Source organism: Rhizobium moroccans, assembly GCF_057559155.1.
The window spans coordinates 133,242-146,090 of record NZ_JBHFJG010000007.1; the positions used below are offsets into that span (position 1 = coordinate 133,242).

The following is a 12,849-nucleotide window of genomic DNA, read 5'->3' on the forward strand; positions in this document are numbered from 1 at the left end:
GGGCGGGGCCTCGATCGTGGCTTTCCCCTCCCCAACCCTCCCCACAAGGGGGAGGGAGTTGGCTGAGCCCGCGGCACCCTTGCTCTTCTTGTTGCTGCCCTCGACAGCGCGCGCCTCCTCATTTTTTCGGCTCCCCCTCGTGCCTTCGGCACTCGCCGCCTCTTGCTTGGCAATCGGGTCGTCCATGACCGCCAGTTCGGCGGCCTTGAGGCGCTTGATCTCGTCGCGCAGGCGGGCGGCCTTTTCGAAATCGAGATCGGCGGCGGCGTCGCGCATGGATTTTTCCAGCGCGTTGAGATGGGTCTGCAGGTTGTTGCCGACCAGGTGGCCGCCATCGGCAAAGCCCTTGCCCGAGACGCCGGAAATGTCGGCGCGGACATGGTCGCGCTCGTAGACGCTGTCGAGGATGTCGGAAATGCGGGCCTTTACCGATTCCGGCGTGATGCCGTTGGCGATGTTGTATTCCATCTGCTTCTCGCGGCGGCGCGCGGTCTCGTCCATGGCGCGCTGCATCGAGCCGGTGATGTTGTCGGCATAGAGAATGACCTTGCCGTCGACGTTACGCGCTGCGCGGCCGATCGTCTGGATGAGCGAGGTTTCGGAGCGGAGGAAACCTTCCTTGTCGGCATCGAGGATGGCGACGAAGCCGCATTCGGGAATGTCGAGGCCCTCGCGCAGGAGGTTGATGCCGACGAGGCAATCGAAGGCGCCGAGGCGGAGGTCGCGGATGATCTCGATGCGCTCCAGCGTGTCGATGTCCGAGTGCATGTAGCGGACGCGAATGCCCTGTTCGTGCAGGTATTCGGTGAGGTCTTCCGCCATGCGCTTGGTGAGCACGGTGCAGAGCGTGCGATAACCCTTGGCGGCGGTCTCGCGGATCTCGCCGAGCACGTCGTCCACCTGGGAGCGGGCGGAGCGGACCTCGACGGGCGGGTCGATGAGGCCGGTCGGGCGGATCACCTGTTCGGCGAAGACGCCGCCAGCCTGTTCCATCTCCCAATTGCCGGGGGTGGCCGAAACGGCGATGGTGAGCGGCCGCATGGCATCCCATTCCTCGAAGCGCAGCGGGCGGTTGTCCATGCAGGAGGGCAGGCGGAAACCGTATTCGGCAAGCGTCGCTTTTCTGCGAAAATCGCCCCGGTACATGCCGCCGATCTGGCTGACGGAGACGTGGCTTTCGTCGATGAACAGCAGGGCGTTGTCGGGGATGTATTCGAACAGGGTGGGCGGCGGTTCGCCGGGATTGCGGCCGGTGAGATAGCGCGAATAGTTCTCGATGCCGGCACAGGAGCCGGTCGCCTCGAGCATTTCGATATCGTAGCGGGTGCGCTGTTCGAGCCGCTGCGCTTCCAGGAGGCGGCCGCCCTTTTCCAGTTCGGCGAGCCGGTGCTTGAGCTCTTCCTTGATCGATTTGATGGCGCCGTTGAGGGTGGGGCGCGGCGTCACGTAGTGCGAGTTGGCGTAGATCTTGACCGATTTCAGGTCGCCGGTCTTCTGGCCGGTCAGCGGGTCGAACTCGGTGATCGCGTCGATCTCGTCGCCGAACATGGAAATGCGCCAGGCCGCGTCTTCCAGGTGGGCCGGGAAGATTTCGATCGTATCGCCGCGGACTCGGAACGAGCCGCGGGTGAAATCCATGTCGCGGCGCTTGTATTGCTGGGCCACGAGATCGGCCAGCAGCTGGCGCTGGTCCAGCCGGTCGCCGACCGACATCTGGAAGGTCATGGCCGTATAGGTCTCGACCGAGCCGATACCGTAGATGCAGGAGACCGAGGCGACGATGATGCAGTCGTCGCGCTCCAGCAGCGAGCGGGTGGCGGAATGGCGCATCCGGTCGATCTGCTCGTTGATCGACGATTCCTTCTCGATGAAGGTATCGGAGCGCGGCACATAGGCTTCCGGCTGGTAATAGTCGTAATAGGAAACGAAATATTCCACCGCATTGTCGGGGAAGAAGTTCTTGAACTCCGAATAGAGCTGGGCGGCGAGCGTCTTGTTGGGCGCGAGGATGACCGCCGGGCGCTGGGTCGCCTCGATCACCTTGGCCATGGTGAAGGTCTTGCCCGAGCCGGTGACGCCGAGCAGGACCTGGCTACGTTCGTTGTTGTTGATGCCCTCGACGAGGTCGCGGATGGCGGTCGGCTGGTCGCCGGCCGGCTGGTAATCGGAGGCCATGCGGATGGTGACGCCGCCTTCCGACTTTTCCGGACGATGCGGTCGGTGCGGCGTCCACAGCTTGCCATCCTTGAACAGCGGATTGCCCGATTCGATCAGCGCCGACAGCGCCTCGACCGTGGCAGTGACCGAACCGGTGGCAAGGCTGCCGGCATCCTCCAGCGACACATCCATGCCGGCGACCGGGTTCAGGCCGGCGGCGGCGCGGGTCTTCGGGTCGGAGGAAGCGCCGATCGACACGCCGCGGGCGGTCTTGGAGGCGGTGGTGTTCTTTGCCGTTTTAGGCTTGGACTTCGCCGCGTCCTTGGCCGCCTGCTTGATGGCTTCCTCGCGCGCCTCGATCTCGATCTTCTTGCGGTGCTTGCCCGCCTTCGACGCGATTTCGCGCTGCGTCTCGACCGATGAGGCTTCCGCTTCGGCCTCGAGCTGCTTCACCCAGTCGGATACCGATCCGGACAGGGGAGCGCCTTCAAACGACGATTGCGGGGCTTCCTCGAAACCGTTCGAGGCTGGGGATTTCTTCGGAGATCTGGCCATGCCGCAAATATGGAGATAGTCGCGGGGAAAGGGAAGAGGGTGAGGTCACAAAACAGGTACAAAAGGGAAACGAAATTGCGGTTTGACGGGGGGCCGCAGTTGCGCCGCGCCATGGCTCCGGTGTAGTGCGGCCAAGGCGGGAAATTTGCAAAAGCGCTTCCCCGCCCAATTTTCGCCTTTCGATTTGTTACGGTCGGTTACAATTGCTTGATGCCGCAAAATAGCCACATTTAACCAAGGCTTCTGCCACATTCCTCCGCAATCCTTAACCCTCCGCGAACTCGTATTCTCTGGCAATAAAAATAGACAGGTGACATCGATGGGGCTTACCGTCCCGACCATGGCGGCGATCCGCTACGGCTACGGCCTCCGCGCCGGCGAAGACCCGGTAGCGGGTCCTGACGACCTCATGAAGCAGGTGCGCCAGGGCCTGGCCGAAAAGCCGCGTTTTCCGCGGGAAGGCTTAACCGGCCGGCGCGAGACGATAGGCAAGATCCTGTCGGTGCGGGCGGCCGAGGCGAAGGCCGCTCAAGGGGGCAAGCCCAATCCCGACCTGCGCCGCGAGACGCAGCGCGAGGCCCAGCAGATCTACCAGCGCGACGCGATGGCGCGGATCGCCCAGACGGTCGATTCCCCCTATGGCTTCTATGAGAGGCTGGCCGCCTTCTGGGCCGGACATTTCGCCACCAGCGCCGCGAAATCCTTCCTGATGCGGATGGTCGTGCCGCTGCACGAGGTGGAGGCGATCCGCCCGAACGTGGGCGGAAGCTTCCGCGATCTTCTGCATGCGGCCGTGCTGCATCCGGCCATGCTGATCTATCTCGACCAGAACCGCTCCGTCGGCCCGGAATCGCCGGTGGGCCAGAAGACGGAACGGGGATTGAACGAGAATCTCGGCCGCGAGCTGCTGGAACTGCACACGCTCGGCGCCGACGGCGGCTACGGGCAGGCCGACGTGCGCGCCGCCGCGCTGATCCTGACCGGGCTGACGGTGGACACGCGCACGCTGGAGGTCACCTATCGCCGCCGGCTCGCCGAACCGGGCGCCATCAAGCTGCTCGGCAAGACCTATGGCGAGGAAGGCCAGCCGGAGAACGATCATCTCGCCATGCTCGACGATCTCGCCGCCAATCCGCAGACGGCGCGCCACATCTGCCGCAAGCTGGTGGCGCATTTCATCGCCGACGATCCGCCGGCCGAAGTGATCGAGCCCATGGTTGCTGCGTGGACGGAGAGCGACGGCAACCTGACGAACGTCTACCGGGCCATGCTGGATCATCCCCGCGCCTGGACGGAGGAGGGCCGCAAGGTGAAGCAGCCCTTCGAATTCATCGTCTCGGGCATCCGGGCGCTCGGCGTGCCGGACAAGGATTTCTCCGAGCTTCTGCGCGAGGCCGAAGCGGAAGAGGACGAGGAAGAGGATGGCGCGATGGCGGCGCAGGCCGACGAGGGCGAGGCCAAGCGGGGCCGGTCGCTGGCGCGTACCTTGACCATCGGCGCGCTCCGGCGCATGGGCCAGCCAGTCTGGCAGCCGCCGAGCCCGGCGGGCTTTCCCGACGATACGGCCACCTGGGTCTCTCCGAGCCAGGTGAGCGAGCGGATCGCCTGGGCGCGGATGGCGGCCGAAACGCTCGGCCGCAGCGCGCAGCCGGCCGATCTCTTGCGGGCAGCGCTCGCCGATGCGGCGCGCGAGGATACGATCCGGCTGGTGGAACAGGCGCCCAGCAGGGCGCACGGGCTGACCATGGTGTTCGCCTCGCCCGAGTTCAACAGGAGATGACCAATGGCCGATAGCAAGAAATTCCTGCTGTCCCGGCGCGGCTTTCTGGCCGGCGCCTGCTGCGCCGCCGCCGCCCCCGTCCTGACGCCGGTGACCTTCGCCGCCATGCCGGGAGAGCGCCGCTTCGTGACCATCGTGCTCCGCGGCGCGATGGACGGGCTCGATTTCGTGCAGCCCTATGCCGATCCCGCCTTTGCGGCGCTGCGGCCGAAGCTCGGCCTGACGCCCGATGCCGGGCTCCTCGATCTCGACGGATTCTTCGGCCTCAACCCCGTCGCCTCGGCGCTGATGCCGCTCTGGCAGACGCGCGAGCTTTCCTTCGCCCATGCGGTCTCCACGCCCTATCGCAACCAGCGCAGCCATTTCGACGGCCAGGACATGCTGGAAACCGGCGGCAACGGCAAGGGCGAGCGCAGCGGCTGGCTGAACCGCGCCATCGGGGTGATCCCGCGTTCGGAAGCGCGCAAGGCGATCGACGTCAGCACCTCGATGGAACTGATCCTCTCAGGCCCGAACGCCGCCGACTCCTGGTCGGCGCAATCCGATTTCACGCTTGCAGACGACGAGATCGCCTTCCTGGAACAGCTCTATGCGGGGGACGAAGCCTTTTCCCGCGCGCTTGCGGAGGCGAGGAATGCCGATGCCGCCGCCGATATCCTCAATTCCGGGGGCAGGGCGCGCGCCAAGGTCGCGGATATCGCCCGGCTTGCCGGCGGTATGCTGAAAAACGAATACCGGATCGCCAGCTTCTCCATCAACGGCTGGGATACGCATGCGGGCCAGAAGGCGCAGTTCGCCCGCGCCGCCGGTGATCTGGCGACGGCGATCACGACGCTGAAGGAAACGCTTGGGCCCGAAGCCTGGAGCCAGACCGTGGTTCTGGCATTGACCGAGTTCGGCCGCACGGCGCGCGAGAACGGCAGCGGCGGCACGGACCACGGCACCGGCGGGCTGGCGATCATCGCCGGCGGCGGGTTCCCGGGCGGCAAGGTGCTGGGCCAGTGGCCGGGCCTTGCCGAGGACAAGCTGCTGGACGGCCGCGACCTGATGCCGACCGGCGACGTGCGCGAAGTGGCCGCCGCCATGCTGTTCCGCCAGTTCGGCGTCACGCCGGAGGACCTGACCGGCAAGGTCTTCCCGGGCCTCGCCTTCGACCGCGCCTCGATTTATCTGAGGGGGTAGGGGGCACCCGTTAGGCCGGACGAGGATGTTGAACGAACCCGTTCAGTCGCTGCGCGCATCTTTGGTTCACGGAAATCGTGAGCGCAGCGAGTGTGTGGCCTCCACGATGGCTACTCCAATCCCTGCAAGTCCCCGATAAAGAAGGACAAGATACCGATCGGTAAAGATCTCGACAGATTGGCTGAACCTAATCTTTACTGATCGGTAATTCGGCGGATGCGGTCCACATGGTCAAGCTGCTCTCAACCAGCGCCTCAAGCTCCCGTTGGCTTGCGCCGGCCCCTCCCTGCATGAGGATGCCGTGCATCAGACTTTGGACAAAACGCACGAGACCTTCGACATTGACGGTCGGCAACAGGTCGCCGTCGCGTTTGGCCCGCTCAAACCGGGCCGCGAGCAAGTCGCGCCCGATGGCCTGGCGCCTGAGGACTTCGTTGCGAATGGGCTGCGCCTCATCACCGCCTTGCATTGCGTTAAGAACCATGAGGCAGCCGCGCGGTTGCCCCTCTGCCTGTTGATCGCGTAGCGCTCCCCTGAGCAGCGCTTCGAAAACGCCTCGTGCCGTCGGAGCTTGGAGCGCTTCAGTCAGGTAGTCTTTACGAAGTGCCTGATAGAGGTCGAGGGCCTTGAAAAACAATGCTTCTTTGTTGCCGAATGCGGCGTAGAGACTGGGTCGAGTGATTCCCATAGCCTCAGTGAGATCATTCAACGATGCGCCCGCGAAACCCTTGGTCCAAAAGACCTTCATGGCAGCATCAAGTGCCGTGTCAGCATTGAACCTTCGCGGATCGCGGCCTAGCTCGCCTGCCGGTGCCGCCCCCTTCGTTGAAGCGCTCGCGGCGGCCGCAACGTCGCTGATCGCCCGCCAGGCCGCCATCGCCTGTTCGGCACTCTCCCGCAAGTCGTCGTGCGGCGCGCCGCCGGCGGCTTTCATGGCGAGGCCGCCGAGAACCGACGTCACATAGCTCGCCAGCCCTGAGGCATCAGCGTCCACAGGGAGTTCGCCACTCCGTTTCGCCTCTTCGAACCGGTCTTGCAGTTTCAGTTCTGCCGATTGGCGGCGATGAAGCAGGGCAGCGGGAATGTCGGCATTCTCACTGCTCATCGCCAAGCCCGCATGAACGAGTATGCGGCTAGACTCCTGCGCTGGCGAGGTCGTCAGCAAGCGCTTGACGACTTCTTCGGCCGTGGGGGCTGTGAGCGCCCACTCCCAGTGCTCGTCCTCGCGAGCGCTACAGCGCCTGAGAACGGCGTCGAAAAGCCCGCGCTTGCTTCCGAAAGCCGCGTAGATGCTGGGAGAGTTCAAGCCCATTGCGGCCGTCAGTTCCGCCATGGTCGAGCCGTCGTAGCCCCGGCGACCGAATACGTCCGCTGCGCGATCGAGCACTTCACTTTCTTCGAACGCGCGAGGACGAGCCATTGACAGTCTTCCATTTTGTAACGTACGTAACATAACAGGCTTGGTCATCCGCCAATCGCGGCGTGAGACACCAGCCGTTTTGTAGCAGGCGTTAGGCCTGCCTGGCTAGATCAGTCAGTAAATTAGGAGGTAAGACATGAGTTCGTTCCGCTTCGAGCAACACGGTGCGGTGGGCAAGCTGATCTTGCTCGGTGATGCGGACAGCGAGCCAGGGTCCGACTTTCCCTCGTCGCTGCGGGCCGCCGTTCGCCAGGCATATGCAAGCGACATCCGCGTCCTTCACTTGGCGTCCGCGTCCGGCAACTTTGCCGTGGCAGACGATCTGGGTACCATCGGGGACAAGGGCTCGAAATTTCTCGAAGCGTTTGCAGCCGACATCCTGGCTTCGATCCGTCTCATCGAGGAACTGCCCGTCCCCACGGTTGCTTCGGTAGCAGGGATGGCCCTGGGCGGTGGCTTTGAACTGCTCCTGGCGTTCGATTTCCTCGTCGTGGCGGAGTCGGCGGTACTCGTCCTCCCCGAAGTATCGGTCGGCGGCCTTCCCATGGCAGGCGGGGTGCAGCGGCTCGCCGATCGCGTCGGCAAAACACTCGCCACGCGCTTCGTTCTGCTTTCGGAGCCAATTTTCGGAAAGGTCGCAGTCGATCTGGGTATCGCAACCCATTTAGTGCCCGACGGCAAGTTGGAGCAAGTCTCCGACGAACTCGTGCAGCATCTCGCGACAGGGCCGACCCTCTCTTACGGCAAGGCGCGTACGCTCATCCGCACTTGGGCTACCGGTGGCGTCTCGGCTGCCGACATCATCTCCACCCAGCTCGGCGCTGGCATCCTCGACACCAAAGACGGGGCAGAGGGAATGGCCATTGCAGTCGCGGCTGTACGGAAACATGAGCCGATCCCGAAAATCCAGTTCTCCGGGAAGTAACTCGATCCGGTGCTGACATCAATTCTCGGAGTTAGTCGGATCGTTGCAGCCGTCGGATCATGGCCTTTGCGCGAAAGGCTGCGCGTAATGGCTCCATGATGCGCGGTGAGCGCTGCCCTTGCTGATTCCGGGAATTTCTGCCTTTCTTTGGATAGGGAACACCCGGAGAAGTGTCATGACCGAGCCCGGTCCAGAGGAGAGGATCGACGCGACATTCCGCAACGGCTCGCTGACGGCTGCCGGCATTATCCTCGGCTTTTCCTTGAGCTTCATCAGCCGCTGGGTTTCCAATCCGAACGACTGGAGCAGGATCGATATCGTGCCGATGTTGTTGCTGACGATAGGGATTGCCCTGCAGGTCAAGGTCTTTGCCGATCTTCTGGCGCGGGACTCGCTGATCGCCGCCAAATACGACCGCGCGAGACGGCTGTTCCTGATCGGGCTCTCCGTCGTCGCCGTCGGGATCGGGGTAGCGCTGGTCAATGACATACTGGGATTGGGATCGATGCCTATTCTAGGAGGCGGCTCGGTTGGTTGAGGAGCCGCAGCCTGATGGCCTTTTTAGTCAACCTTGAGCGGGCCAGCCGGGCAGCAGGGTGATGCCGTACTTCAAGGAAGCCTTCTGAAGGCGGTCGATCTCCTCGGGCGTCGGCGGCCCGGCCGTTTCGCCCTGCCGCAATTCGCGGCCGGCTTCCTTCAGGAATTTATCGAAAAGCGCCGGCGTATCGATGAGGATATAGCGTGCCGGCCGGCCGCTCGTGTTCATCAGTTGATGCGGCACCCCGCGCTCGAGGAAAAGGCTTTGCCCGGCGGTCAAACGGCGTGCCTTGCCGTCGACCACGGCGGTCAGTTCGCCCTCGATGATATAGACGGTTTCATCGTCTCCCGCGTGGACGTGGATGGGCGTCTTCGTGTTTCCGCAGCTCGTATTTTCGAGGAGGCAGAACTGGCCGTTAGTCTGTTCGCCGGACAGCAGGAGCTTCATGGTGACGCCGGCCAGAACGAACTCCTGTCCTTCCATGCTGCTCATTGCGACTACCCCTGTTCGAATGTCGGATAACCTTAATTCCGCAGGGCGTTCAGCCGTTCCTCGGCCTCACGTCAAAATATCGTAGATCCGCCAGATCCAGTAGAATTGGTAGGCGAGCGCGAAGACGACGAAGGCGGCGTGATAGCGCCGGCTGGCGGTATAGGCGGCGATCAGGGCGAGCACGATGTAGAGCCCGGTGCGCAGCGGATATTCCCAGCCGAGCGAGGCGAAATAGCTCCGTCCTTTCAGGATCGTATCCAGAATATCGGTTGCCAAGAGGCCGGCGAAGAGGCCGAAAAACCATTTCCTCCGGGAGAAGAAATAGTGCTCGTAGCCGTCGTAATCCTTCATGGAGGTGGGGAAGAGCAGGGCGCAGAGGAAGAAGAAGAGCGAGCAGAACAGGATCAGGAACAGGAAGGCCCCGAAGCCGATGACCGGGGCTTCGTGCAGCCGGTATTCCCACCACCAGAAATGCACCAGGAACAGCATCATGAAGGCGACCCAGCCGAGATGGGTGAGGTAGAGCCGCGCTTCCTTCGGATGCTGCACGATGCCGGCAAGGCCGTTCAGCAGGCGCGCGATGCTGAGGCTGACCACCATGCCCATGACGATGCGGATATGGGGGAATGTTTCCGCGGCGGGGATCGGGTCCATGACTATTCCTCCGGTGGCACGGGCACCGGCCGGCCGTCTTCGTCGAGCGCGACCATGACGAATGTGGCGGCGGTCACCTTTTCGAGAATGCGGTAGCGGGCGCGATGCGCCCAGGCCTCCACCTGGAGGGTGATCGACGAGCGGCCGACACGGGTGATCTCGGTATAGACGTTCAGCGTATCGCCGATCTTGACCGGAAGCTGGAAAGCCATCTCCTTGACGGCGGCGGTCACCACGCGACCGCGGGCGCGCTCGGCGGCGCGGATGCCGCTTGCAAGGTCCATCTGCGCCATGACCCAGCCACCGAAGATATCGCCCGCGGCATTGGCATCGGCGGGCATTGCGAGCGTGCGCAAGGTGAGTTCGCCGGTGGGCTTGGTCTCGGTCATCCTGTACTCCTGCAAATGAAAGCCGACGATTCCGGCCAGGGAGAGACTAGCCTGCGTCGGCGGTTTTGATCCAGAGCGTTGTGGCCGCGTGGAGGCTGCTCGCGCCCGGTGTGCCGCTCTGGGGTAGAACAGCGATGGGTTGTTAACGCTTACATTAGAATTCGATAACTTTGATCGTAACCCGGAAAATTACCTGTAACATGGGAGTAGGCGCGGTTGATCGCCCTGCAGTTGAGTTCATTTGAAGGAGAGGAAGGCCGATGAGAGTTTCACTGCTGACGACCGCCATGGTTTTGGCGACCTCGACTTTTGCCTTTGCGGAGCAAAATTGCGGCGATCTGACCAATCAAACGGACATGAATATCTGCGCCGGGAAGGCATATGAGAAATCGGATGCCGAGCTGAACAAGCTCTATCGGGAAATCGAGGGGCGCCTGAAAGACGATGCCGATACCAAAAAACTGCTGGTATCGGCTCAGAAGGCCTGGGTCGCGTTCCGCGACGCCGAATGCAATTTCTCAAGCTCCCCAGTCGCCGGCGGCACCGCCTATCCGCTGATTTCCAGCATGTGCCTCGACAACCTGACCAAGGTCCGCATCGAAAGCTTCCAATATTATCTGAAATGCCCGGAGGGCGACATGAGCTGCCCGGTTCCAGCGGCGAATTGATACTTGACCGAGCTGAAATAGCGGCAGCGTGAGCGTATCACTCTTGCCGAGCGCGGCAGCGTTCACGCGAGCGGATGCGCTTGTTCGCGGCTTCATTCCCCTTGCTCCATTCCCTTGCTCCATTCCCTTGCTCTATTCCTCCGGCCGCGGACGGAGCCGCTTTCATGACCTGGTAAGGTTCCTCCATTAGAATTTGCGGTAATTTGCAAGGGAGGGGGAATTCCATGCAGCGTCTTACCATTTCCTGGCGGCTATGCTGCCTTGTACTGCTTTCGCTCGCCATATTGTGCGGGGCGATGGCCTTCAGCCTATTCCAGAGCTACCGTTCCTCCGAAGTGGAGCGAAAGGCGGGGCTGGCGCAGATGAACGATGCCGCGCTGACGGTGCTTGCCAAATACCACAAGCTCGAAGCCTCCGGCGCCATGAGCCGGGAGGATGCCCAGGCCGCCGCCAAGGATATCGTCGCCACCATGCGCTACGGCAACGGCACGGGCTATTTCTGGATCAACGACATGGCCCCGACAATGGTCATGCATCCGATCAAGCCGGAAATGAACGGCGGCGACCTTTCCGACGACAAGGACCCGAACGGCAAGTTCCTGTTCGTGGAATTCGTGAAAACCGTGAAGGCCGAGGGCAAGGGTTTCGTCGATTACTATTGGCCGAAGCCGGGCGCCGAGGAGCCGGTGGAGAAATTCTCGCATGTCGCCGGTTTCGAGCCCTGGGGCTGGATCGTCGGCACCGGCGTCTACGTGGACGACCTGCATGCCATGTTCTGGCGCGACGCCATGCGCTTCGCCTCGATCTGCGGCATCGGAATGCTGGTTCTGCTTGCCGGCGCCTATGTGGTGGTGCGCAGCGTCACCGGGCCGATCGGCAAGGTGAAGGGCGTGCTACAGGCGATCGCCGGCGGGGAGGCGGGCGTGACGGTTCCCTGCACCGACCAGAGAAACGAGATCGGCGAGATGGCCCGGGCGCTGGTGGTGCTGCGCGACAGCGTCGAAGAACGCGCCGCGCTGCAGGCCCGCGAGAGCCAGCAGCAGCGGGCGATCGCCGCCGAACGCGCCGGAAACGAGCGGACGCTGACGGCCGCTGGTGAGCGGCAGACGCGCGCCATGAACGAGCTCGGCCGCGCGCTCGAAAGCCTTGCGGGCGGCGATCTTTCCGTCTCGCTCGGCGATATCGGCCCGGAATACGAAAAGCTGCGGGAAGACTTCAACACGGCTGTCGGCGCGCTGCATGACGCGATCGCCGCAATCGCCGAGACGGGCCATGTGGTGCGCGAAAGTGCGGCCGACATCAGCGAGGCGACGGGCAATCTTTCCCGCCGGACCGAGCAGCAGGCAGCCGCGCTCGAGGAGACGGCCGCGGCGCTGGACGAGATCACCGCCACCGTGCGCACCGCTTCCGAACGGGCGCATGAGGCGCGCGGCATGGTGGGCAACACCAAGGAGAGCGCCGGCCGTTCGGGCGAGATCGTCCGCGACGCGATCGAGGCCATGGGGCGCATAGAGGACTCCTCCAACCGCATCAGCCAGATCATCTCGGTGATCGACGAGATCGCCTTCCAGACCAACCTTCTGGCGCTGAACGCAGGCGTGGAGGCCGCGCGCGCCGGCGAGGCCGGCCGTGGTTTTGCGGTGGTCGCCCAGGAAGTGCGCGAGCTTGCCCAGCGCTCGGCCAATGCCGCCAAGGAGATCAAGGCGCTGATCGGCAATTCCGCCCGCGAGGTGAATGGCGGCGTGACGCTCGTGCGCTCTACGGGCGAGGCGCTGGTCGAGATCGCCGAACTGGTGGAGCGGGTGAACGCGCATGTGGAGACGATCGCCACCGCCGCGCGCGAGCAGGCGACCGGGCTGCAGGAGATCAACACATCCGTCAACCAGATGGACCAGATGACCCAGCAGAACGCGGCGATGGTGGAGGAAACCACGGCGGCGAGCCAGACGCTCGCCGAACGGAGCCTTTACCTGCAAAGCCTGCTTTCGGCCTTCAAGCTCGGCGGCGCCCGAGGCACCGCGACCCATGAGGCAGGCTCGCGCGCCCGCGCCGCCTGATCCCGACCCGCAAATTTCGACAGCCCCCCCGC

11 protein-coding genes are annotated in these 12,849 nt (G+C 63.6%); 6 read left to right on the forward strand and 5 right to left on the reverse strand.

The window, feature by feature from the left end:
* Nucleotides 1-2,712, reverse strand: a 2,712-nt coding sequence (gene uvrB, locus ACE04I_RS05430; protein WP_487206720.1) for an excinuclease ABC subunit UvrB, incomplete at its 3' end; no start/stop codon positions are given.
* Nucleotides 2,713-3,031: 319 nt separating this feature from the next.
* Here uvrB and ACE04I_RS05435 point away from each other — a divergent pair.
* Both ACE04I_RS05435 and ACE04I_RS05440 read left to right on the forward strand, forming a co-directional pair.
* On the forward strand, nucleotides 3,032-4,492 hold the full coding sequence (locus tag ACE04I_RS05435) for a DUF1800 domain-containing protein (protein ID WP_046792441.1): 1,461 nt from the start codon (nucleotides 3,032-3,034) through the stop codon (nucleotides 4,490-4,492).
* A gap of 3 nt (nucleotides 4,493-4,495) precedes the next feature.
* The gene (locus ACE04I_RS05440) at nucleotides 4,496-5,674 is read left to right on the forward strand and encodes a DUF1501 domain-containing protein (protein WP_046792440.1); all 1,179 of its coding nucleotides are present in this window, start codon (nucleotides 4,496-4,498) and stop codon (nucleotides 5,672-5,674) included.
* A 187-nt stretch (nucleotides 5,675-5,861) separates the two neighbouring features.
* Here the strand turns inward: ACE04I_RS05440 and ACE04I_RS05445 are convergent, their stop codons facing one another.
* The gene (locus tag ACE04I_RS05445) at nucleotides 5,862-7,094 is read right to left on the reverse strand and encodes a TetR/AcrR family transcriptional regulator (RefSeq protein ID WP_082118206.1); all 1,233 of its coding nucleotides are present in this window, start codon (nucleotides 7,092-7,094) and stop codon (nucleotides 5,862-5,864) included.
* A gap of 136 nt (nucleotides 7,095-7,230) precedes the next feature.
* Here ACE04I_RS05445 and ACE04I_RS05450 point away from each other — a divergent pair, with 136 nt between their 5' ends.
* Complete coding sequence (locus tag ACE04I_RS05450) at nucleotides 7,231-8,019, forward strand: enoyl-CoA hydratase/isomerase family protein (protein ID WP_046792439.1); 789 nt, start codon at nucleotides 7,231-7,233, stop codon at nucleotides 8,017-8,019.
* Between the two features lie 175 nt (nucleotides 8,020-8,194).
* A complete protein-coding gene (locus ACE04I_RS05455) occupies nucleotides 8,195-8,557 on the forward strand; it encodes a hypothetical protein (protein ID WP_046792438.1) in 363 nt (120 codons plus the stop codon).
* A gap of 27 nt (nucleotides 8,558-8,584) precedes the next feature.
* Here the strand turns inward: ACE04I_RS05455 and ACE04I_RS05460 are convergent, their stop codons facing one another.
* The 3 genes from ACE04I_RS05460 to ACE04I_RS05470 all read right to left on the reverse strand — a co-directional run bounded on the left by ACE04I_RS05460 (nucleotide 8,585) and on the right by ACE04I_RS05470 (nucleotide 10,092).
* Nucleotides 8,585-9,049, reverse strand: coding sequence for a cupin domain-containing protein (locus tag ACE04I_RS05460; protein WP_046792437.1), 465 nt, complete (start codon nucleotides 9,047-9,049; stop codon nucleotides 8,585-8,587).
* A gap of 66 nt (nucleotides 9,050-9,115) precedes the next feature.
* Nucleotides 9,116-9,703 (reverse strand): hypothetical protein, encoded by a 588-nt coding sequence (locus tag ACE04I_RS05465; protein ID WP_046792436.1) that lies wholly within the window; start codon nucleotides 9,701-9,703, stop codon nucleotides 9,116-9,118.
* 2 nt (nucleotides 9,704-9,705) lie between these two features.
* Entirely contained in the window at nucleotides 9,706-10,092 is a 387-nt protein-coding gene (locus ACE04I_RS05470) for an acyl-CoA thioesterase (protein ID WP_046792435.1), read from the reverse strand.
* A gap of 260 nt (nucleotides 10,093-10,352) precedes the next feature.
* Here ACE04I_RS05470 and ACE04I_RS05475 point away from each other — a divergent pair, with 260 nt between their 5' ends.
* Nucleotides 10,353-10,760: a lysozyme inhibitor LprI family protein gene (locus ACE04I_RS05475; RefSeq protein ID WP_046792434.1), complete on the forward strand. Its 408-nt coding sequence runs from the start codon at nucleotides 10,353-10,355 to the stop codon at nucleotides 10,758-10,760.
* A 224-nt stretch (nucleotides 10,761-10,984) separates the two neighbouring features.
* Nucleotides 10,985-12,817, forward strand: a complete 1,833-nt coding sequence (locus ACE04I_RS05480; RefSeq protein ID WP_046792433.1) for a methyl-accepting chemotaxis protein — start codon at nucleotides 10,985-10,987, stop codon at nucleotides 12,815-12,817.
* Nucleotides 12,818-12,849 lie beyond the last annotated feature (32 nt).

Excerpts from the sequence above, each read along its gene's own strand:
- ACE04I_RS05435 (WP_046792441.1), top strand. The coding sequence starts at position 3,032 with ATGGGGCTTACCGTCCCGACCATGGCGGCGATCCGCTACGGCTACGGC.
- ACE04I_RS05440 (WP_046792440.1), top strand. The coding sequence starts at position 4,496 with ATGGCCGATAGCAAGAAATTCCTGCTGTCCCGGCGCGGCTTTCTGGCC.
- ACE04I_RS05445 (WP_082118206.1), bottom strand. The coding sequence starts at position 7,094 with ATGGCTCGTCCTCGCGCGTTCGAAGAAAGTGAAGTGCTCGATCGCGCA.
- ACE04I_RS05450 (WP_046792439.1), top strand. The coding sequence starts at position 7,231 with ATGAGTTCGTTCCGCTTCGAGCAACACGGTGCGGTGGGCAAGCTGATC.
- ACE04I_RS05455 (WP_046792438.1), top strand. The coding sequence starts at position 8,195 with ATGACCGAGCCCGGTCCAGAGGAGAGGATCGACGCGACATTCCGCAAC.
- ACE04I_RS05460 (WP_046792437.1), bottom strand. The coding sequence starts at position 9,049 with ATGAGCAGCATGGAAGGACAGGAGTTCGTTCTGGCCGGCGTCACCATG.
- ACE04I_RS05465 (WP_046792436.1), bottom strand. The coding sequence starts at position 9,703 with ATGGACCCGATCCCCGCCGCGGAAACATTCCCCCATATCCGCATCGTC.
- ACE04I_RS05470 (WP_046792435.1), bottom strand. The coding sequence starts at position 10,092 with ATGACCGAGACCAAGCCCACCGGCGAACTCACCTTGCGCACGCTCGCA.
- ACE04I_RS05475 (WP_046792434.1), top strand. The coding sequence starts at position 10,353 with ATGAGAGTTTCACTGCTGACGACCGCCATGGTTTTGGCGACCTCGACT.
- ACE04I_RS05480 (WP_046792433.1), top strand. The coding sequence starts at position 10,985 with ATGCAGCGTCTTACCATTTCCTGGCGGCTATGCTGCCTTGTACTGCTT.